Source organism: Lentzea sp., from assembly GCF_035525475.1.
Lineage (GTDB): Bacteria > Actinomycetota > Actinomycetes > Mycobacteriales > Pseudonocardiaceae > Lentzea.
Genome location: NZ_DATLEC010000088.1, coordinates 1 through 20,973 on the forward strand (window position 1 = coordinate 1; position 20,973 = coordinate 20,973).

The 20,973-nt window shown below is 68.4% G+C and carries 21 protein-coding genes; 5 read left to right on the forward strand and 16 right to left on the reverse strand.

Annotated features, from left to right (window positions below):
* Positions 1-291: 291 nt before the first annotated feature.
* Complete coding sequence (locus VM306_RS15660) at positions 292-966, forward strand: FadR/GntR family transcriptional regulator (protein WP_112262708.1); 675 nt, start codon at positions 292-294, stop codon at positions 964-966.
* Here the strand turns inward: VM306_RS15660 and VM306_RS15665 are convergent.
* The 4 genes from VM306_RS15665 to VM306_RS15680 form a co-directional block, all read right to left on the reverse strand.
* Entirely contained in the window at positions 952-1,167 is a 216-nt protein-coding gene (locus tag VM306_RS15665) for a DUF397 domain-containing protein (protein ID WP_414672390.1), read from the reverse strand. The genes VM306_RS15660 and VM306_RS15665 overlap by 15 nt on opposite strands.
* Positions 1,137-1,949: a helix-turn-helix transcriptional regulator gene (locus VM306_RS15670; RefSeq protein ID WP_325515714.1), complete on the reverse strand. Its 813-nt coding sequence runs from the start codon at positions 1,947-1,949 to the stop codon at positions 1,137-1,139. The genes VM306_RS15665 and VM306_RS15670 overlap by 31 nt, the downstream gene beginning before the upstream one ends.
* Before the next feature lie 169 nt (positions 1,950-2,118).
* Positions 2,119-2,562, reverse strand: a complete 444-nt coding sequence (locus VM306_RS15675) for a hypothetical protein (protein ID WP_325515715.1) — start codon at positions 2,560-2,562, stop codon at positions 2,119-2,121.
* A 54-nt stretch (positions 2,563-2,616) separates the two neighbouring features.
* Positions 2,617-3,495 (reverse strand): LysR family transcriptional regulator, encoded by an 879-nt coding sequence (locus VM306_RS15680; RefSeq protein ID WP_325515716.1) that lies wholly within the window; start codon positions 3,493-3,495, stop codon positions 2,617-2,619.
* A 71-nt stretch (positions 3,496-3,566) separates the two neighbouring features.
* On the opposite strand from VM306_RS15680, the gene dapA reads away from it, so the two are divergent.
* Positions 3,567-4,427, forward strand: a complete 861-nt coding sequence (dapA, locus tag VM306_RS15685; RefSeq protein WP_325515717.1) for a 4-hydroxy-tetrahydrodipicolinate synthase — start codon at positions 3,567-3,569, stop codon at positions 4,425-4,427.
* On the opposite strand, the gene VM306_RS15690 is transcribed toward dapA, so the two are convergent.
* Genes VM306_RS15690 through VM306_RS15730 form a run of 9 tightly spaced genes read right to left on the reverse strand, consistent with a single transcriptional unit; the run spans position 4,424 to position 12,969 of the window.
* On the reverse strand, positions 4,424-5,254 hold the full coding sequence (locus tag VM306_RS15690; protein ID WP_325515718.1) for an amidohydrolase family protein: 831 nt from the start codon (positions 5,252-5,254) through the stop codon (positions 4,424-4,426). The two genes, dapA and VM306_RS15690, sit on opposite strands and share 4 nt — an antisense overlap.
* Positions 5,251-6,207, reverse strand: coding sequence for an aldo/keto reductase (locus tag VM306_RS15695; protein ID WP_325515719.1), 957 nt, complete (start codon positions 6,205-6,207; stop codon positions 5,251-5,253). Before VM306_RS15695 ends, VM306_RS15690 begins: the two co-directional genes overlap by 4 nt.
* The gene (locus VM306_RS15700; RefSeq protein WP_325515720.1) at positions 6,204-6,515 is read right to left on the reverse strand and encodes an L-rhamnose mutarotase; all 312 of its coding nucleotides are present in this window, start codon (positions 6,513-6,515) and stop codon (positions 6,204-6,206) included. Before VM306_RS15700 ends, VM306_RS15695 begins: the two co-directional genes overlap by 4 nt.
* 5 nt (positions 6,516-6,520) lie before the next feature.
* Positions 6,521-7,537, reverse strand: a complete 1,017-nt coding sequence (locus VM306_RS15705; protein ID WP_325515721.1) for an ABC transporter permease — start codon at positions 7,535-7,537, stop codon at positions 6,521-6,523.
* A complete protein-coding gene (locus VM306_RS15710) occupies positions 7,534-9,009 on the reverse strand; it encodes a sugar ABC transporter ATP-binding protein (RefSeq protein ID WP_325515722.1) in 1,476 nt (491 codons plus the stop codon). Before VM306_RS15710 ends, VM306_RS15705 begins: the two co-directional genes overlap by 4 nt.
* Positions 9,006-10,046: a sugar ABC transporter substrate-binding protein gene (locus VM306_RS15715; RefSeq protein ID WP_325515723.1), complete on the reverse strand. Its 1,041-nt coding sequence runs from the start codon at positions 10,044-10,046 to the stop codon at positions 9,006-9,008. Before VM306_RS15715 ends, VM306_RS15710 begins: the two co-directional genes overlap by 4 nt.
* Before the next feature lie 16 nt (positions 10,047-10,062).
* Complete coding sequence (locus VM306_RS15720) at positions 10,063-10,812, reverse strand: SDR family oxidoreductase (RefSeq protein WP_325515724.1); 750 nt, start codon at positions 10,810-10,812, stop codon at positions 10,063-10,065.
* Complete coding sequence (locus VM306_RS15725; RefSeq protein WP_325515725.1) at positions 10,805-12,115, reverse strand: enolase C-terminal domain-like protein; 1,311 nt, start codon at positions 12,113-12,115, stop codon at positions 10,805-10,807. Before VM306_RS15725 ends, VM306_RS15720 begins: the two co-directional genes overlap by 8 nt.
* Positions 12,115-12,969, reverse strand: a complete 855-nt coding sequence (locus tag VM306_RS15730) for a fumarylacetoacetate hydrolase family protein (RefSeq protein WP_325515726.1) — start codon at positions 12,967-12,969, stop codon at positions 12,115-12,117. The genes VM306_RS15725 and VM306_RS15730 overlap by 1 nt, the downstream gene beginning before the upstream one ends.
* A 110-nt stretch (positions 12,970-13,079) precedes the next feature.
* Between VM306_RS15730 and VM306_RS15735 the strand changes: the two genes are divergently transcribed.
* Together VM306_RS15735 and VM306_RS15740 are read left to right on the forward strand one after the other, a co-directional pair.
* Complete coding sequence (locus VM306_RS15735) at positions 13,080-15,896, forward strand: S8 family serine peptidase (RefSeq protein ID WP_325515727.1); 2,817 nt, start codon at positions 13,080-13,082, stop codon at positions 15,894-15,896.
* Between the two features lie 52 nt (positions 15,897-15,948).
* A complete protein-coding gene (locus VM306_RS15740) occupies positions 15,949-16,866 on the forward strand; it encodes an N-acetylglucosamine kinase (RefSeq protein WP_325515728.1) in 918 nt (305 codons plus the stop codon).
* Between the two features lie 6 nt (positions 16,867-16,872).
* Here the strand turns inward: VM306_RS15740 and VM306_RS15745 are convergent, their stop codons facing one another.
* The 3 genes from VM306_RS15745 to VM306_RS15755 form a co-directional block, all read right to left on the reverse strand.
* Complete coding sequence (locus VM306_RS15745; RefSeq protein WP_325515729.1) at positions 16,873-17,559, reverse strand: HNH endonuclease; 687 nt, start codon at positions 17,557-17,559, stop codon at positions 16,873-16,875.
* 44 nt (positions 17,560-17,603) lie between these two features.
* A complete protein-coding gene (locus VM306_RS15750) occupies positions 17,604-18,833 on the reverse strand; it encodes an AAA family ATPase (RefSeq protein ID WP_325515730.1) in 1,230 nt (409 codons plus the stop codon).
* A gap of 75 nt (positions 18,834-18,908) precedes the next feature.
* Complete coding sequence (locus VM306_RS15755; RefSeq protein ID WP_325515731.1) at positions 18,909-19,553, reverse strand: DUF3159 domain-containing protein; 645 nt, start codon at positions 19,551-19,553, stop codon at positions 18,909-18,911.
* Positions 19,554-19,677: 124 nt separating this feature from the next.
* Here VM306_RS15755 and VM306_RS15760 point away from each other — a divergent pair, with 124 nt between their 5' ends.
* Positions 19,678-20,889 (forward strand): ROK family protein, encoded by a 1,212-nt coding sequence (locus VM306_RS15760; protein ID WP_325515732.1) that lies wholly within the window; start codon positions 19,678-19,680, stop codon positions 20,887-20,889.
* The last annotated feature ends 84 nt before the right edge of the window (positions 20,890-20,973 follow it).

Genomic DNA, 20,973 nt, shown 5'->3' on the forward strand with positions numbered 1-20,973 from the left:
GGTGGTCACCTCGACGATGCGGCCGTCCCTGATCCGCACCGAGGCAGGACCGACGATCGTGCGACCGAGCAAAGCGCGCGGTGCTGCGACAACGGCGTCCAAGATCCCTCCCTGAATGGTCCAGACCATTATGGCGACAACAAGGCCCCCCGTCACCTGTCGTTACCAGATAACCATCTCACAAATCATTCGGTGAATCGTGACCAGAAGGACCGGATGACACGAAGGTGACGACCTCTGTCGCATACTGGACACCAGACATCCGAGGTCTACGACGAGTTGAGGGTGCCAGTGGCAGTCACCGACGACGCGATCCTGCGCGTCAAGGAGATGATCGTTTCGGGCGAGCTCAAGCCCGGCGACCGCCTCCCGCGAGAGGCTGACCTGGCAGAACGCCTGGGCCTGTCCCGCAACTCCCTGCGCGAGGCCGTCAAGGCCCTGTCACTCGTCCGTGTACTGGACGTCCGTCAGGGCGACGGCACGTACGTCTCTTCCCTGCGCGCCGACGACCTGCTGGGCGCCCTTTCCTTCGTCCTGGATCTGCACCGAGGCGAGGACTCGGTCCTGGAAGTCCTCCAAGTCCGCCGCATCCTCGAACCCGCGGCCGCCGCCATGGCGGCCCAGAGGGTGGACGCCGACGAGATCGTCAAGCTCCGAGCCCTCTGCGACGCGGCCGAGTCGGCCAAGTCCGTGGAGGAACTGGTCGAGCACGACCTCGACTTCCACCGCGCCATCGCCCAGTGCTCGGGCAACGCCTACCTGGCCCAGCTCCTGGACACGCTGGCCGGCCCGACCGTCCGTGTCCGCATCTGGCGCGGCATCACCCAGTCGAACGCCGTGGACCGCACGGTCGCCGAACACCGCGCCATCGTCGACGCCCTGGCCGCACACCAGCCCGAGCTCGCCCGCAGCTGGTCCACGGTGCACGTGGCCGGCGTGGAGCAGTGGCTGTCAGACCTGGCTTAGATCGCCGCGCTTGACTGCGTCCAGAAATGCTTGCCAACCGGGAACGACGAGGGTTGCGGCCTGGTTCTTGGAGTCACGAACAAGCGCTGCGGAGCTGGTCAACGCAACCTCGACGCAGTTGCCGTTTCCCCCGTTGTTGCTGCGGCTGCTCTTGCGCCACACTTCGATCCCTACCTCTCGGCAGCCAGCCTCTCGATCCACGTGGCGGACTCCTCCGGGGTCAACGCCAGCTTCGAGAGGTGCTTGAAGGTGAGGGTAGCCGACTTCACCCGAGCCGGGTCTTCGACGTGAATCGCCCCTTCGGTGTGCTCGATGTACAGCACGCGGGGATCGCTGGGGTAGGGGAAGTCCAGCAGGGTGAACGAACCGTTGTGCCCGTCGTGCATGCCGACCGAGTCGAGAACGACCTGGACCGTGACGTTGGGAAGCTCCGCCATTTCGTTGATGTGCAACAGCTGCTCGCGGTCCGCATGCCGAAACGCCGACTCGGCGATGACCGCGTGGTGCTCGAGTGGGTTGACACCGTGGAGACGCTGCTGCCTGCGCACCCTCACAGCGATCTGGTTCTCGACCCACTGCCTGGACCGCGGTGACCGCGAGCCGGCGAACACCGCACGCATGTACTTCTTGGTCTGCAACAAGCCCGGGATGTAGCTGAACTCGAACGTCCTGATCACCGAAGCGTCGTGCTCGAGGCTGATGTAACCCTGATCCTCCAGCCGAAACTGGTGCCACCAGGCCTTCTCGACCGCGAGGTGCCACATCTCGACGTAGGGCTCGACGTCGTCGGCGATCACGCCGTACACGTCCAGCATCGTCTCGAACGCGCTGTAGTCCGGCACCTGGCCGTTCTCGATGCGGCTCACCTTGGCGATGTTGTAGTGCAGCCGCTCGGCGATGTCCCTCTGGCTGAGGCCAGCCCTCTCCCGCAGCTCCTGCAGCACTCTGCCGAGCCGTTTCTGCCGGAACGTGGGTTCGGACACGAATGAGACGTTATCGGCGTGATCTGGAATCTGAGATTCTCACTACGCCTAGACCTGGCGAAGCTGTTCCAAGACCACCCGAACGACTGAGGGCAAAAAGAAACCCGGCCCACGAGGGACCGGGCGGATATGCATCCATACTAGCACGAACCATGCAGGCATGCGTGGTTCACCAGCATGGTGGCCGGGTGTAGCGACCTGCGGGGTCAGGCAGTTGGTTGCCCTGGAAGTCAGCCGCCGTCAGCGTCCGCCACCAGTGGTGACCTGCACCCACGCCGGTTCCCGCGCTCATCGACAAGGCCCCCGCCGTGTAGCCGCTACCTGGATTGATCATGCCTACCGGCACCCTTCGCCACGCGTGCTCAACCGGCAGCCTGAGGTCACTGTCGTTGCTGATGAGCATGACCGCGTCCACTGCTCCGCCCAACACGTCGACGAGCAGATGAGCAGCAACGTTGACGTCGGAGCCCTTCTCCTCAAAAGTCGCCACAGACGCCATGAACAGCGCTCCGGAGACCGGCTGCCCCTGAGCCTGCACCTTGATCGGCCAGTCGGGCTGAACCAGAACAGGACGGCCGCGGTTCCCCTCGGTCGCCAATGGCCGCTTGATCACTTTGCTGATGTAGTTGCCGTATTCGATGTGTCGGGCCCAAATGAGTGAACGCGGTCAAACCTGGCGAAGCTGTTCCAAGACCACCCGAACGGCTGGCTGTCCGTCCGCCCTCTTCCGCACAACCGCTGAAACAGTCCGGAAAACCTGCTGCTTCAACGGCCGCAAAGCCACCCCGGGCCGCCGGGCGACGGACGGCACCAAAGCCACACCGAGCCCAGCCTCGACCAGCCCGCACATGACCCCGAAATCATCGCAATAAGCCTGCGCCCGAGGCACGAACCCGGCCGCCCCACAAGCCCGTTGCGTCAGCTCATGGCAAGAGGCATCGGTCCGAGGCATGATCCAGGGCCGATCGGCGAGCACCGACAAATCAACGGAATCCTGCTGCACCAGCGGATCGCTCAAAGGCAGAGCCACGTTCACCGGCTCCACGAACAGCTCGAACGACTCGCACGACTCGGGCAACGACCGGGGCATGATGTTGTACGAGTGGATGACCGCGATGTCGATGTCCCCACGCCGCAACGCCGGCAACGAAGCCTCGGGCTCCATCTCGTGCACGAACAGGTCCACATCGGACCCGTGAGCCGACCGCAGCACCTGGATGACCCGAGGCAACAGGGCAGCCACCGACACGAACGCCCCCACCCGCACAACCCCGGAAACAGAAGTCCGCAACGACGCCAAGTCCGCCTCGGCAGCGGCGAGCTGATCCAGAACCAGCTGGGTGTGCGCGGCCAGAACGTGCCCGGCACGAGTCAACGAGAGTCGCCGCCCGTCCCGCTCGACCAGGGCAACCCCGGCCTCGCGTTCCAGAGCGGCCAGCTGCTGGGAGACCGCGGGCGAGGTCACGTGCAGGGCCTCGGCGACAGCCGTGACCGTGCCGTGGACCGAGAGAGCGTGGAGCAACCGGAGCCGTCGTACGTCCAACACAAAGCTCAGCTTAACCTTCCGAGCAGAAACTCTAACTGGAACTTCGCGAAGACTAGAGCCACGCTGGAGTCATGTTCGGACGAGTGCTGGTAGCGATGGTCACCCCGTTCACCCCCGACGGTGACCTGGACATCAAGGGTGCGCAGGAGCTGGCGGCGCACCTCGTCGACAAGGGCGGAGCGGACGGGCTGGTCGTCAACGGCACGACCGGCGAGGCGCCGACCACGACCGACGCCGAGAAGGCGCAGGTCATCAGGGCCGTGAAGGAGGCCGTCGGCGACAGGACGCAGATCCTCGCGGGCGTCGGCACCAACTCCACGCGCCACACCATCGAGCTCTCCCGCCAGGCCGAGGAGAACGGCGCGGACGGGCTGCTCGTCGTCACGCCGTACTACAGCAAGCCCACGCAGGAAGGCGTCGAGAACCACTTCAAGCAGGTGGCGAACGCGTCCGGTCTGCCCGCGCTGCTCTACGACATCCCCGGCCGCACGGGCACGGCGATCGACACCGAGACGCTGTTCCGGCTCGCCGAGCACCCGCGGATCGTCGGCGTGAAGGACTGCAAGGTCGACCTGCTCGCCACCGCACGCGTGATCGCCGAGACCGGGCTCGACTACTACTCCGGCAACGACGAGCTGATCCTGCCGCTGTACTCGATCGGTGGCGTCGGCACGGTCAGCACCGTCGGGCACGTCGTCGGCAACGAGATCAAGGCGATGCTCGACGCCTACGACGAGGGCGACAACAAGGAAGCGCTGCGCCGCCACCAGGCGTTGCTGCCGGTGATCACCGCGGTCATGACCCGCGAGCCCGGCGCCGTGGCGGTCAAGGCCGCGCTCAACCTGCTCGGCCTGCCGTCCGGGCCGGTCCGCGAGCCTCTCGTCGGAGCGACCCCGGAACTGATCAACGAGCTGAAGGCGTTGTTCGCCTAGATGTCGTAGACCCGGCGAGCGGTGCCCGAGAAGATCGCGGCCTGCTCGCTGGACGACAGCTCCGACACCAGTTCCCGAGCCGCACCGAGCCATTCGGAGTAGGAAGCGGCCAGCAGGCACACGGGCCAGTCCGAGCCGAACATCAACCGATCCGCACCGAACGCGTCGAGCACGACCTCGAAGTACGGGCGCAGCGTCGCCACGTCCCACGACTTCCAGTCGGCCTCCGTGACCAGGCCGGACAGCTTGCACGTCACGTTCTCGTGCGCCGCCAGCGACCGGATCAGCTCGGCCCACTCGCCCACGTCCGACCCGATCGCGGGCTTCGAGCAGTGGTCGACGACGAACTCCACGTTGCCCAGCGCCGCCACGGTCCGGCGCGCGGCCGGCAGCTGGTGCGGCACCGTCAACAGGTCGTAGACCAGCCCGTGCGCACCGACCTCGGCCAGCCCGTTCCAGACGTCCTCGCGGCACAACCACTCCGGGTCCGGCTCGCTCTGCACCTGGTGCCGGATCCCGCGCAACCACGAGCCGTTGGGGCTGTCCACCAACTCCGACAGGGCATCCCCGACACCGGCGGACGTCAGGTCCGTCCAGCCCACCACGGCCGCCACGACGTCGGAAGACGCGGCGACGGCCAGGAACTCGGGTGTCTCCTCGGGCACGCAGATCGTCTGCACCAGCACGGAAGCCGACACCTCAGGGGCGGCGGAAACGAAGTCCGGTTCCAGGAACGACCGCCGGATCGCGCCCATCGGTGGGTCGGTGATCCAGTCCTGGTCGCGCACGGACAGGTCCCACAGGTGGTGGTGAGCGTCGACGATCACGGCGTCGGAACCTCCGAGCCCAGCAGCCCCGACGACTTCAGCTCCTCCCACAGACCGGCGGGGATCGAAGCCGAGAAGCAGGCCGCGTTCGACGTCATCTGCTCCGCCGTCCGCGACCCGATCACCACGGACACGACGGCCGGGTGCCCGAGAGCGAACTGGATCGCCACCTCCGGCAGCGTCACCCCGTGCCGCTCGCAGGCGGAGGCGATCGCCCGAGCCCGCTCGACCAGCTCAGGAGGCGCGTCCGAGTAGTCGTACTTCGCGTCGGACGGGACCACGGGCTTCGACAGCAGGCCGGAGTTGAAGACACCGCAGGCCACGACCGACACACCGCGCTCGACGCACGCGGGCAGGAACGACGGCAGGGCGGGCTGCTCCAGCAACGTGTACCGCCCGGCCAGCATCACCACGTCGATGTCGGTCTCGCGGACGAACCGCTCCGGCATCTCCCACTGGTTCATGCCGACGCCGATCGCGCCCACGACACCCTGCGACCGCAGCTCCTCCAACGCCGGATAGGCCTCAGCGAAAGCGGAATTCCAGTACTCGTCGGGATCGTGGATGTAGACGATCTCCACCCGGTCCGTCCCGAGACGCTCCAAAGAGGACTCAAGGGACCGTTTGACGCCGTCGGCCGAGTAGTCGCGGACCCGCCGGAACTGACGTGGGACCGCGAAGCCCTCGTCGTCGGGACCGACGCCGTCGAACGGCTCCAGCAGCCGCCCGACCTTCGTGGAGAGCACGTACTCGTTGCGCGGCCGACCGGCCAACGCCACACCAAGACGCCGCTCCGACAACCCGAGCCCGTAGTGCGGCGCGGTGTCGAAGTAGCGGACGCCGGTCTGCCACGCGGCTTCGACCGCCCCGAACGCCTCGGCGTCCGAGATCTCCCGGTAGAGGTTGCCGATCGGCGCACCACCGAAGCCCAGACGAGAAACAGGCACCTTCACGGCAGCTCCCACACGAGTCGCACATCGGGTTCGGCGCCGGAGTAGTCGTCCTCGACCTCCAGCAGCTCTGCCATCCGAGCCTGCCACGGCACGTTCGCCGGGTGCGAGGCCAGGAACTCCCTCATCGCGCGGTAGTCGTCCACCTCGACGAGGTGGAACAGCTCGCGCCCGGAACGCCAGATCCGCCACGAGTGCACCCCGGCCTCGCGCAACGCCCCGTCCAGCTCCACCGGGATCGTCGCGTGGATGCGGTCGTAGTCGGCTTCACGACCCTCGCGGAGCCGGGTGTGCAGAGCAACGGTCTCCACCGGTCTCACTCCTGCTTCTGGCCGGTCGCGAACCGCGTCACGATCAGCGCGAGGATGATCACCGCGCCGTACGAGGCCTTGATGTAGAAGCCGGAGACGCCCTGCAACCGCAGGATCTGCTCGACCAGCCCCAGCATCAGCACGCCGGACAGAGCACCGAACAACGTGCCCTTGCCGCCCTGCAACGAGATCCCGCCGATCACCGCGGCAGCGAAGACCTGGAAGATCATGCCCTCGCCCTGGGTGGCGGCCACCGACCCCAGCCGCCCGGTCATCAGGATGCCCGCGATCACGGCCAGCACCGAGCCGATGATCAGCACGGTCCACACCACGCGGTCGACCCGGATGCCCGCGGCGCGCGCGGCCTCGGAGTTGCCGCCGATCGCGTACAACGAACGTCCGGCGCGCAGGTACTTCAGCACGAAGATGCCGACGGCGTAGCAGACGATGCAGATCCACACCGCCGCCGGCAGCCCGAGCCAGGTCGTGGAACCCAGGTACAGGAACGACTCCGGCACGTCGATCAGCGACTTGCCCTCGGTGATCGCGAGCTGGAGACCGCGCAGCATCGTCAGCATGCCCAGCGTCACCATGAACCCGGACAGCCCGACCTTCAGGATCAGGAACCCGTTCAGCCCGCCGATCACCACGCCGATGAGCAGGCACAACGGCAGCGCGAGCCACGCGGCAAGACCGATGTCGAGCCCGCCGGCCGACGACGGGATGATCAACGCGACCGCCAGCGCGGGCGCGAGACCGACCGTCGACTCGAGCGACAGGTCCATCTTGCCGACGATCAGGATCATCGCCTGGCCCAGCACCAGCAGCGACAGCTCGCTCTGCTGGGTCAGCACGGCGATCAGGTTCGCGGGGGTGAGGAAGATCGGCGACAGGACGGCGCCGATGACCAGCAGGATGATGATCACCGGGACGAGCGCGAGGTCCTGGTACCGCGCCAGCCGGAACTTCTGCTTCTCCGGTGGAGCCGAAGCCGACACCGGCGGAGTCATGGCCTTGGTCATACCGAGCTCATCCCTTCGATGGCGGCGATGAGTTCCTGGTCGCGCCAGCCGCGGGCGAACTCCCGCACGACCTGGCCGTGGAACAGCACCAGAACACGGTCGCAGACCCGCAGGTCGTCGAGCTCGTCCGAGACGACGATCGCGGCCTTGCCCCGGCGCGCCTGCGCGTCGACGACCCCGAGCAGCGACTCCTTGGACTTCACGTCGACGCCCGCGGTCGGGTTGATCAGCACCAGCACCGACGGGTCGCCGGCCAGCGCACGTGCCATCACGACCTTCTGCTGGTTGCCGCCGGACAGGTCGGACACCGGCTGGTCCGGTCCGGCGGCCTTCACGTCGTAGGAGGCGATCGCGGTGCTGCCGGCCGCACGCTGCGCCGACGGCCACACGAACGACCCGGCCGTGCTCATCGTCGCGTTCTCCGCGATCGACAGGTCCAGCACGAGCCCCTGGTGGTGGCGGTCCCGCGGCACACAGCCGATTCCGGCCTTCAAAGCCGAAGGCACGTCACCGCCGCGCACCGAAGACCCGTCCACCGAGATCGAGCCGGACGAAGGCTTTCGCAGTCCGTAGACGGTTTCGGCGAACTCGTGCTTGCCGGACGACGCACTGCCCGCGAGCCCGATGACCTCGCCGCGGGCCGCCGACAGCGAGATGTCCGAGAAGTGGTCACCGCTCAACGACGACACGGTCAGCACCTGCTCGGAAGACGACGGCCGGTCGTCCCCGCTGGGCACGTTGAGGCCGCCCACCTCGCCGGTCATCGCCTCGATCAGGTCGGGCTTCGACATCTCCGCGACCGGCGCGGTGACGATGTGCCGCGCGTCGCGGTAGACCGTCACCGTCTGGCAGACCTCGTAGACCTCCTGCAGGTGGTGGGAGATGAACAGGAACGTCACCCCCTTGTCCTGCAACGACCTCATCCGGTCGAACAGCCTCTCGATCGCCGGGCCGTCGAGCTGCGCGGTCGGTTCGTCGAGGATCACGAACCGCGAGCCGATCGACAGCGCCCGCGCGATCTCGACGAGCTGCCGCTGTTCGACGGTCAGCGTGGACACCAACGCGTCCGGCCGCACCGCCACGTCGTAGGTCTCCAGCAACGAGGAGGCCTCGGCACGCAGCTTCTTCCAGCTGATCAGCACGCCTCCGAGGTCCTGCCGGTTGATGAACAGGTTCTCGGCGACCGACAACTCCGGCACGACCGTCGACTTCTGGTAGACGCACGCGACGTGACGCCGCCACGCCGCGCTGTCGGCGACGGGTGGCGCGGGTTCGCCGAAGAAGGTGACCTCGCCCGTGTCCGGCGTCTGCATGCCGGTGAGGACCGAGACCAGCGTCGACTTGCCCGCGCCGTTGCGCCCGACGAGCGCGTGCGACTCACCGGCCCGGATCTCGATGCCCACGTCGTCCAGCGCGAGCGTCTGCCCGAACCGCTTCGTCACGCCCCGCGCGATGGCCGCGTACTCGGTCATTTGGCGATCTGGTTGCCCCAGAAGGCCTTGTCGTCGACGTTCTCCTTGGTGATCAGCGGTGCCGCGAGCTGGTCCTCCAGCCGGCCGCCGCCGGTGTCCACGATGACGGAGTCGTGGTCGGTCTTGCCGGGCGAGAACGTCTTGCCCTCCACCGCGGCCTTCGCGTAGAAGAGCGCCCACTGCGCGTACAGGTCGGCCGGCTGCGAGACGGTCGCGTCGATCTCGCCCTTGCGGATGGCCTCCAGCTCCTGCGGGATGCCGTCGTTCGACACGATGAAGATGTGCTTCGGGTCGGTCGGCGGGACGATCAGGTTCTTCTGCCGCAACACTTGCAGCGTCGGCGTGAGGAACGCGCCACCGGCCTGCATGTAGATGCCGTTGATGTCCGGGTGCTGGTTGAGCCGCGTCTGCAGGGCCGCGGACGCCTTCGGGCCCTCCCAGTCGGTCGGCTCCTCGAACACCGTGATGCCGGGGTAGTCGCGCTTCATGCAGGCGGCGAACGCCTCGGACCGGTCACGGCCGTTGATCGACGCCAGTGCGCCCTGGAACTCGACGACCTTGCCCTTGCCGCCCAGCTTGTCGCCGAGGAACTTGCAGGCCTTCTCGCCGTAGGCCTTGTTGTCCGCGCGCACGACCATGTAGGTCCTGCCCTTGTCTGGACGGGTGTCGACGGTGATCACCGGGATCTTCGCCTTGTCCAGGCGGTCCAGGGTCGACGCGATCGCACCGGTGTCCTGCGGTGCCATGATGATCGCCTTGGCGCCCTGCGACTGCAGCGACTGGGCGTTGGCGACCAGGTTCTCCACCTTGTTCTGCGAGTTGGTGGGGTTGAGCAGGTTGACGCCGAGGTCCTTCGCCTTGTCGGGGAAGTACTTGATGTAGGAGTTCCAGAAGTCGGTGTCGGCGCGCGGGTGGTCGGCGCCGATCGGGCCGACGCCCCCGGCTCCGGTGCCGGTCGCGCCGCCGCCACAGGCGGTCAGCGCGAGAGCACCGGTGAGGGCGAGGCACACCGCGGCGGTGAGGTTGCGACGCTTCATCGTGAGTTGCCTTTCGTCACTGCTGGGGACGCAAGCGCAGGCCGTGCATGCCACCGTCGACCGCGAGGACCGTGCCGGCGGTGGAACCCGACAGCGGGCTCGCCAGGTAGGCGATGGCTCCCGCGACCTCGTCGGCGGAGACGAGCCGGCCGTGCGGCTGGCGTGCCTCCAGCGCGGCTCGTTCGGCCTCCGGGTCCGGCGCCGAGTCGAGCAGGCGGCCCACCCACGGGGTGTCCGCCGTGCCGGGAGCGACCGCGTTGACGCGAATGTCTTCGCGCAGGTGGTCGGCGGCCATCGCGAGCGTCAGCGAGTACACGGCGCCCTTGCTGGCCGAGTAGAGAGCGCGCTGCGGGAGCCCGGCCCAGGCAGCGATCGAGCAGGTGTTGACGATCGCCGCGGACGGCGAGTTGCGCAGGTGCGGCAGCGCGGCGCGCGAGACGCGGACCATGCCCAGCACGTTGACGTCGAGCACCTTCGCCCACTGGGCGTCGTCGTTGGCCGTGACGTCGCCCTGGGCGCCGATGCCCGCGTTGTTCACCACGACGTCGAGGCGTCCGAACCGCTCGACGACCTCGGCGATCGCGGCCTTGACGCTCTCGTCGTCCGAGACGTCCGCGCGGATCCCGACGAGCGGGTCCGGCACGTCCGGGTTGAGGTCGAGCGCCACGGCCGTCGCTCCCCTGCTGCTCAGCAGGGTCGCGGTGGCCAGGCCGATGCCGGACGCACCGCCCGTGACGACGGCGACGAGCCCGTCGAAGTCAGCCATGCTCACCCTCCAGCTCCGTCCACACAGGACCATCGGGGTAGACGTAGTCGGCCAGGGTCTCGTCCTTGAGCTGGGCGGAGAACCCCGGCTGAGCCGGCGCCAGGTAGCGGCCCCGCTCGACGACGGCCGGGTCGAGGAAGTGCTCGTGCAGGTGGTCGACCCACTCGATCACGCGCTCGCCGACCTCGCAGGAGACCGCCACGTAGTCGAAGAACGACAGGTGCCTGACCAGCTCGCACAGGCCGACACCGCCGGCGTGCGGGCACACGGGGACGTCGAACTTCCTGGCCAGCAGGAGGATCGCGATGTTCTCGTTGACCCCCGCGACCCGGCACGCGTCGAGCTGCAGCACGTCGATCGCGCCGGCCTGCAGGAGCTGCTTGAACATCACGCGGTTCTGCACGTGCTCGCCGGTGGCGATCCGGATCGGGGCCAGCGCGTCGGCGATCGCGCGGTGCGCCAGCACGTCGTCCGGTGAGGTCGGCTCCTCGATCCAGTACGGGTCGAACGGCGCCAGCTCGCGCATCCACCGCACCGCCGCGCCGACGTCCCAGCGCTGGTTGGCGTCGACCGCGACGCGCACCTCGTCGCCGACGACCTCGCGGGCGAGCTTCATCCTGCGCACGTCGTCGTCGAGGCTGCCGCCGACCTTGAGCTTGATCATGTCGAAGCCGTCGGCCAGCGCCTGCCTGGCGAGGGTCGCGAGCTTCTCGTCGGAGTAGCCGAGCCAACCCGGTGACGTCGTGTAGGCCGGGTACCCGTCGCGGGCGATGGTGTCCACGCGGTCGGCCTTGCCGTGCTCGGCCTCGCGGAGGATCCGCAGCGCCTCGTCGGGCGTCAGGGCGTCGGAGAGGTACCGGAAGTCGACGAGGCTGACGATCTCCTCGGGCGACATCCGGGCCAGGAACCGCCAGACAGGCAGCCCCGCCCGTCGCGCGGCCAGGTCCCAGGCCGCGTTGACGACGGCGCCGATCGCCATGTGCGCGACACCCTTCTCGGGCCCGAGCCAGCGGATCTGCGAGTCGCCGATCAGCTCGAAGTACAGCTCCGCCAGCGCTTTCGCGTCCTCCGGCACGTCTTTGCCGACGACGTGCGGCGCCATCGCCTTGATGGCTGCGGCCTGCACGTCGTTGCCGCGGCCGATCGTGAACGCGAGGCCGTGGCCCTCCGGTCCCTCGTCGGTCCGCAGCACCACGTAGGCGGCGCTGTAGTCAGGGTCGGGGTTCATCGCGTCGGAGCCGTCGAGCTCGCGGGACGTGGGGAACCTGATGTCCAGCACGTCCAGTTCGATGATCTTCGGCATCACGCCTGCCCGAGGGTTTGCTTCTGCCGGCCGAGACCCTCGATCTCGAGCTCGACGACGTCCCCGGCGCGCAGGTACGGCTTGGGCTCCGGCTGGCCGAGCGCCACCCCAGCGGGTGTACCCGTGTTGATGACGTCACCCGGACGAAGGACAAGGAACTGGCTGAGGTAGCGCACGATCCCGCCGATCGGGAAGATCATGTTCCTGGTGGACGAGTTCTGCTTGATCTCGCCGTTCACCCAGAGCCGCATCTCGAGGTTCTGCGGGTCGGAGATCTCGTCGGCGGGCACGAGGAAGGGACCGAGAGGGTTGAACGTCTCGCAGTTCTTGCCCTTGTCCCACGTGCCGCCGCGCTCGATCTGGAACTCGCGCTCGGAGACGTCGTGCGAGAGCACGTACGCGCCGACGCACGCCAGAGCCTCCTCGTCGGACTCCAGGTAGCGAGCCGTGCGCCCGATGACGACGCCGAGCTCGACCTCCCAGTCGGTCTTCACGGACCGGCGCGGCACGAGCACCTCGTCGTACGGCCCGACGACCGTGTCGGGCGTCTTGAGGAACACCACCGGCTCACCGGGGATCTCCGCGCCGGTCTCCTCCGCGTGGTCGCGGTAGTTGAGGCCGATGCAGATGATCTTGCCGGGATGCGCGAGCGGCGCCCCGACCCGCACGTCCTCGGTGCTCAGGGCTCCCAGCTCGCCACCTTCGATCGCCGCGCGCACGCGGGCGATGCCGTCGTTCGCGAGGAAGGCCCCGTCGATGTCGGGGGTGATCGGCAGGAGGTCGTACGTGGTCCCGTCGCCGGTCCTCACCGCAGGACGCTCCTCGCCGACCGGGCCCAGGCGCAAGAACTGCACGGCCGTTCCTCCTCTGCTCACTCACAAAAGACATCGGATGTATAGCCCTGAGAGGGCATGTTCGTCTAGGTCTTCGCGTGAAGTCGTCCGATGACTAAAAAGGATTGATCATGAAGTTGCTGGCCGCGTCCGTGCTGACGGGCGCGCTGCTGACACCATCGGCCCCGGTCGAGCCCGTGACCGTCTTCGTGGAGCTGACCTCGGGCGCGGCGGTCGAGGCGCGTTCCGCCACCGAGGCCCGCTCGGCACGGGACAGGACCTCGGAGCAGGCCTCACGGGTCGTGTCCCGGTCCGGCGGACGGGAGGTCGCCCGCACGACCAACGCCGTGCCGGGCGTCGTGCTGTCGGCGCCCAGGACGAGCCTGTCGTCGCTGTCGCGGATGCCCGAGGTGCGGGCGGTGCACCGGATGACGACCAAGGAGCTCACCAACGCTTCGGCCGACCGGCTGACCCGCACGTCCGACGTGTGGAAGTCGCTCGGGCGCCTCGGCGACGGCGTGCGGATCGGCGTCGTCGACACCGGCATCGACTACCGGCACGCGGACTTCGGCGGCGGCTCGTTCCCGAACGCCAAGGTCGTCGGCGGCCACGACTTCGCGGGTGACTCCTACACCGGCAGGCCGGGGACGGTGCCCGCACCGGACGCCGACCCGCTGGACTGCCAGGGCCACGGCACGCACGTCGCCGGCACCGCGGCCGGGTTCGGGGTGAACGCGGACGGCACGACCTACCGCGGCCCGTACTCGTCCGTCGACCTCGACGCGATGAAGATCGGGCCGGGAACCGCGCCGCACGCGTTGCTCTACGCGTTGAAGGTGTTCGGGTGCAAGGGCGGGACCAACCTGACCGCGCAGGCGCTGGACTGGGCGCTCGACCCCAACGGCGACGGCGACTTCTCCGACAAGCTCGACGTGGTGAACCTGTCGCTGGGCAGCGACTTCGGCGCGGCGGACGACCCGGACTCGTTGTTCGTGCGCAAGCTCGTGGAGCACGGCGTGGTCGTGGTCGCGGCGGCGGGCAACGGTGGCGACTTCTACGACGTGTCGGGCTCGCCGGCCAGCACGCCCGAGGCGATCTCCGTGGCGAACAGCCGTGACGCGTTCACGATGCTGGACGGCCTGGAGTCGGGCGGTCAGAGGTATGCGGGCCAGTACAGCCAGAGCTACAAGGAGCCGCTGGACCTCACCCTGCCCGTCGTGCGGCTCTCGTCCGATGTGGACGGATGCCAGCCGATCGGCGAGGCGGTGAACGGCAAGATCGTCTGGCTGGAGTGGGACGACAGCGACGCCACCCGCGCCTGCGGTTCCGGCGCCCGCACCGACAACGCGTGGAAGGCGGGGGCGGCCGGCGTGCTGCTGCCGACCACGTTGCCGGTGTTCGCCGCCGGAATCGCCGGAAACGCCCACATCCCCGCGTTCCAGCTGACCGCGGCCGCGTCGAAGGCGTTGCGCCCCGCCATGGAGGCCGGGACGCTGACGGTGCACCTGACCTCGGCGTTGAAGCGGGCGGTGCCCTCGACGGTGCCGTCGATCGCGGACACGATCACGCCGTCGTCGTCGCGTTCCCGTTCGTCGATCGCCGTGGCGGCGCCGGGTGACACGATCTTCTCCGCCGCGTCCGGGACGGCCTCCGACGGCGTCTCGATGGGCGGCACCTCGATGGCTTCACCGCACGTCGCGGGCATCGCCGCGCTGCTGCGCGAGGTCCATCCGGAGTGGACGGTCGAGGAGGTCAAGGCCGCGTTGATGAACACCGCGTCCGGGATCGTGCGTTCCTCCGACGGCGTGCGCGAAGCCCCGATGCGCGTCGGTGCCGGACGGGTGGACGGGCTCGCGGCGCTGTCGTCCGACGTGCTGGCGCTGGGTGACGCGTCGTTCGGCACGGTCGAGGCCGGCGGCCCGGTGGTGACCGACCGGACGATCCAGCTGGTCAACAAGGGCACGGACACGGTCTACCTGCACGCCCGCTACGAGCCGATCACGTTGGTGCCCGGCGTGTCGTTCCAGGTCACGAAGCCGGAGGTGGTGGTGCCGGCCGGCGGGTCGACGTCGGTGACCGTGCGGCTGCGGATCCCCCGGCCTGCCGCGTTGCGCAAGACCGCCGACCCGACCATCTCGCTGGCCGACGGACGGCAGTTCCTCGCGGAGGCGTCCGGACTGCTGACGTTCTCGGGCGACCGGACGCTCCAGGTGCCCGTCTACGCGGCGCCGAAGCCGGTGTCGCGCCTGTCCGTGGTCTCCGGTCGCGTCACCGGGCAGGTCCTCGATCAGGAGGACTACCAGTCGCGCATGACCGTCCTGCGGCTCGGCGCGCGCTCCGACCGACTGCCCGGCTGCGGCCCCGACCGGCAGGACGACTGCGCCGCGAACCGCACGGCCCGCAGCAGCGACCTGCGCTACGTGGGCGCGACGGCGACGCCCGACCTGCTGGCGTTCGGCGTCGCGACGTGGGACACCTGGGCGAACATCGGCAGCACCACCCAGCCGCAGGTGCGGTTCTCGGTGGGCGGCAAGGACTTCCTGACGACCGCGGTGAAGCGGACCAGCGCCGGCGGCAGCGTGACCGCGGACGTCTGGCTGGCGAAGACCGTCGTGGCCGGCACCGACGAGGTGGTGGACGAACAGCCGCTGAACGGCCTGGACGGGACTTCGGACACGAACCTGTTCGACAGCGACGTCGTGGTCCTGCCGGTGTCGCGCTCCGCGCTGCCGTCCGGCCCGGTGACCTACACCGTCGGAATTGCCAGCCGCTACCCCGCACCCGCCGACCAGGACGAGGTCGTCGACGTGACGCCTCCCGCGACGTTCGACTACGGCCTGGTCGTCCCGTCACTGTCCACAGTGGCCCGTCCGGGTGATCCGATCGCTCCCGGATCGCTGGTGTTCTTCCACCACAACGCGAGCGGTAACCGCGCCCTGACCTCGTGACACCCGGTTGGGTGTGCCTGCGCGGACCCGTCTGTCGGCATACTCGGCTTTCATGGACCTGGTGGTGGGACTGGACGCGGGCGGCACGTCGACCAGGGCGTTGGTGCTCGATCTCGACGGCGCCCGCCTGGGCCAGGGCCTGGCGGGCGGCGCGAACCCGAACTCGCACCCGCCGGCCGTGGCCGCGGCCCACATCACCGAGGCCCTGACAGAAGCCCTGGACGGCCTGGACTCCCGCAGGGTGCGCAGCGGAGTCCTGGGCATGGCCGGCGCCTCCCGCATGACCGACCCGGCCGTGCTGGAGGAGTTCCAGGCGGCCTGGGAACGAGCGGGCCTGCACTGCCCGATGCGCGTGGTGACCGACTGCGAGGCGGCGTTCGCCACCGGCACCTCCTCCCCCGGCGGCACGGTGCTGGTGGCGGGCACCGGTTCCATCGCGGGCAGGATCGAGAACCACCGCATGGTCGCCCAGTCCGGCGGCTACGGCTGGCTGATCGGCGACGAGGGCTCGGCGTTCTGGCTGGGCCGCGAAGCCGTCCGGGCGACCTTGAAGCTGCTGGACCTCGACGCACCCCTGGAAGGCCTGGCAACGGCAGTCCTCACCGCCGCCGGCGCGCGGAATCGAGGCCAGCTGATCACCACCGTGAACGCGCGGCCACCCATCGCACTGGCCCAGTTCGCACCTCTGGTCAGCTCCGCCTACCACCACGGCGACCCCGAGGCGCTGGCGATCGTGGCGTCCGCCGCCCGCCTGCTCGCCGACATCGCCTCGGCCGTGCGCACGCCGTCCGACGTCTCCCCGATCGTGCTCGTCGGCAGCCTGATCAAGACGCCGGTGGGGACGCACCTGAAGCAGGAGCTCCTCGCTCGTTGCGGCGCTCAGGTGATCATGGCTACCGAGGGTGCGGCGGGGGCGGCGTGGCTGGCGGCCGTGGACGTGCTCGGGCCGACGGCTCCTCGCCCGGTCTGAGGCCGGCTACCTCAGCAGGGCCTGGCGGAGATCAGGAGAGCGCAAAAGCTCAAGCAGGTCGGGAGAATCGCTGAACACGATGTCGGCACCCGGGCTGAGTGCCTGTCGCAACATGGACTGGCACACGTCCGCGAATGGCTGACCTTGCACAGTTCGAACGTGCTTCCGCATCTCATCTGAGCGATCACGGCCACGTGCCCGGTCCCATGCATGCAGCGCAAGCTCGACCACGTTTCGCGCATGCATGCGTCCCTGCGGCAACCCGCGTCTGTTGAGCCCGCACACCTCGATGGTCACCTCGCCCTTCAGCGTCAGCGGGCTGTAGATGCCCAGGGACAACGTGAGCAGCAGGTGGTTGAACGGATCTTCGGCTGTCGGATCGATCAGCAGCGGAGTGCCGTCCTGGTCGAGCGGGAACTGATCGCGCTTCTGGTGGCTGTTGCAGGCCGAGCAGGCGAGGAGGTGGTTGAGCCAGTCGAAGGTGCGCAGCGGGTTGCGGACGATCGGCTCGAAGTGATCGACGTCGGTGCCGCGACTTTCACCGCAGTACATGCACGTCTCGAACCCTGCCGCCATCTCGCCGAGCGCTGCCCTGACAGGCTTCCGGATCGTCGAGTTCCTCCAGGAGGAACGAGCCTTCTCGGGTCGATCGGCCGGCGACTCGGAACTGATCTTCTCGGTCAGTTCGGCCATCTGCGCCGCTGTGCGCGCTGGAAGATCGGTTCGATGGATCCTGATCATTCGTCGCGCAGCCGAGCCGCCACCTCGTCCGCACGAGCTGTCAGCGAACTGGTGAGCTTCTCCCTGAGGTCCCTGTACCGCCGCACCTCCTGCTCATCGGCGTTGCCGGAGATGACCTTGACTTCCAGTTCGACGAGTTGCCCGCGCAGCTGGTCCGCGCGTTCCGAGTAGGGCGAGTCGAGTCCGAACAACTCCGTGAGTACGGCGTCGTCGCCGCTGCCGTAGACGACCCGCTCGTAGAGATCCTGGTCGACCACGTGCGGAGGCAGTTGTTCCTCCGGCCCCGGCAGCCGGATCAGACCTCCTGGATCCGCTGCCTGGCAGATGTAGGGGCTGTGCGTGGTCACGATGAACTGGATGTTCGGGAAGTGCGCCTTCAGCCAGCCGCCGATGCGCTGCTGCCAGGAGACGTGGAGATGGGCATCGACCTCGTCGATGATCACCACTCCAGGCGCGGTGATCGTATTGCCCTGCACCTGGAGTTCTCCGTAGGCATCGTGGATCTGCTTGAGGAGGTCCACGACAAGCGCGGTCACCGTTCTGTACCCGTCACTTGTCTCTCGAAGCGGGAACCTGTTGCCTCCACAGGTGACCCACAGGCCGTCCGACGTGACGTCGTCGACCTTGTGATCGCCAGGAAGCAGACCATCACTCAACAAGCGCAGCGCGGCCTGTTTCAGTTCTTCCGCACCCGGTTCGCCTTCGAGCGCGCGCAGATGCTGCTGGATCAGCCAGCTGACGCCCTCGGCAAGCGACGCGTCTTCGTTGAACAAGCTTGCGATATTCGCTACACGGCTGGGCGTCTTTCGCGCCGCACCGGCCAACCTTCGAAATGGTCCATATGCGGCAAAGAACCACTTACCAGGAGGGATTTCTCCCAAGCCGTTCAACCCGAAAACGTGCAGAACCCGAGAATCCCAGCCGAGGCGCAGGTCGAAAAATTTCTCACGATGATCTGCCTCGACATAAACCCGCACGTTCGCTGAAGCCAGCTCGGTTCCGCGCGTCATCCAGTTCTCGAAGTCAGGCATGACGACGAGTGCCGCATGAGAGCCCCCGAGCGTGAGAGCTATCGCCTGCAGCAGAGTGGACTTTCCCGAACCGTTCCGTCCAGCAACCACAGTCCAGCCGGCATGTGAACCATCCGGACGAGTGAGCGTCAGATCCACCTCACGGGCGCCGTGGAACCCTTTGATGTTCCTCAGCTTCACCTGCGAGACGTACATGACCACCCCGGTCGCCGAGCTTCACGAGTTTCCTCGCGTGACTCTAGTCGGCACCAGCCAAAACCCGCCGAGGACTCAAGCGGACTCCGGCACCCGCGGGTGCCGGAACCCGGGATGCCCGTCCGGCAGAGCCCGCCGCAACATCCACCCCGACACCAGGACGCAGACGATCTGCAACGGCCACGACAACGCGAGCCGCAAAGTCGCCAGCCAGTACACCTGAGCGTCCAGCCACAGTGGAGTGAACACGGCGATCCTCAGCACGTACTGCCCAACCCAGGGCCAAGACGCGATGGAGTAAGCCCGCAGCAAAGCGGGATCCCGCCGCCACCGGGTCTTCTGCCCCAGCAAAGTCCCCACGACCACGCCGAGCAACGGCCACCGCACCGCGATGGACCCGGCCCAGGCGAGCGCCGAGGCCACGTTGGACAGCAGTTGGATGAGGAAGAAGTCCTCGACACGGCCGGTGTACAGCGCCACCAGCGACGCCGCCACCACGGCCAGGACTGAGAACACGACGGCGCGGGGTTTCTCGCCGCGTACGAATCGCACGGCCCCGATGACCACGCCACACAGGACCGCGGCGACGGCACCGGCGCCGATCGAATGGCCGAAGAGCAGCCAGCCCGCGACGAACGCCAGCGGCGGCAGGGAGGCGTCGAGGGCGCCGCCCCGGCCTCCCAGCAGTGATACGAGCGACTCCTGGCGCACGTCCGTCATGGTTCCAGGGTGCCTTAGGTGAGCCTAAGTCAGGTAACGGACCCGTATCGGGGATTGACCGCGGTGAACCAGGTCACTACCGTCTCACGAAATCGTCTGGAAAGTTAACAGACAGGAGAGCCTGGTGCGTGCCGGAAGCCCACGACTGCTGCGGGAGATCAACGACCGCGCAGCCATCGAGGCTCTGCTGCGCAACGGGTCGCTGACCAGGTCGGAGCTGGAGGGCCTGATCGGCCTCTCCAAACCGGCGACCGCACAGCTGCTCACCCGGCTGGAGACCGCCGACACCGTCGTCCGCAACGGGCTGCGGGGTGGCGGGCGCGGGCCGAGGGCCCAGCTGTGGTCGGTCAACGGAACGCTCGCGCACGTCGCCGCCGTCGACCTGACCCCCGAGACGGTCGACATCGCGATCGCGGACATCTCCGGAGCCGTGCTCACCGAGTACAAGGCGCCGATGCCCGCGAAGCACGGCGTGCTCGAGGCGTTCGTCAGCGCGGTCGAGAAGGCGTGCGGTCAGGCGGGACTGAGCCCCGACCAGCTGCTGCACGTCGTGGTGGGCTGTCCAGGAGCGGTGAACCCCGCGAACGGCGAGCTCGCCTACGCGCCGCACCTGCCCGGCTGGAACGGTTTCGACGTGCCCGGCCGGTTGCGCGAGCTGCTCGCGACCCCGGTGAGCGTCGAGAACGACGTCAACCTCGTCGCGCTGGAGGAGATGGTCGCCGGACGGGCCACGGAGGTGCGCGACTTCGTCGTCGTCTGGCCCGCGGACCTCGTCGGTGCCGCCGTCGTCGTCAACGGGGTGCTGCTGCGCGGCGCCTCCGGTGGCGCGGGCGAGATCGACGGCCTGATGATCCCCGACCGCGCGGCCGCCGACACCGACACCGACCGCTCCGGCGGCACGTACGGCGAACTGCTCAGCAGCGCGTCGATCTGCAAGCTCGCCAGGGCCCACGGGCTCGCCGCGCGCAACGGTCACGGTGCCGTGCGCAAGGCGTTGGCCGCGGGGCCGGCGGGCCGGGAGTTCCTGGGCGACCTCGCCAGGCGCATCGCCACGGGTGTGGCCAGCGTCGTCGCGGTGCTCGACCCGGAGCTCGTCCTGCTGTCCGGCGACATCGCCCAGGCGGGCGGAACGACGTTGAACGATCTCGTTGCCGCGGAACTGCGGCAACTGGTGGTGCCGCGGACACCTGTCCAGCTGGCGTTGGTGACGGGCAAACCGGTGCGCAGCGGTGCGCTGCACTCGGCGCTGGCCGTCGCACGCGAGCAGGTGTTCGGCCTCCCGGCAGCCACCACGGCTCCATTCCGCGGCCCTGTGGTCGCCGGGTCCCCACGTTGATCGAGAAGGAGTGCACATGCGCAAGCACACCCGTGCTGCCTTGCTCTGTGTCGCCGCAGCGCTGACCCTCACCGCATGTGCGGC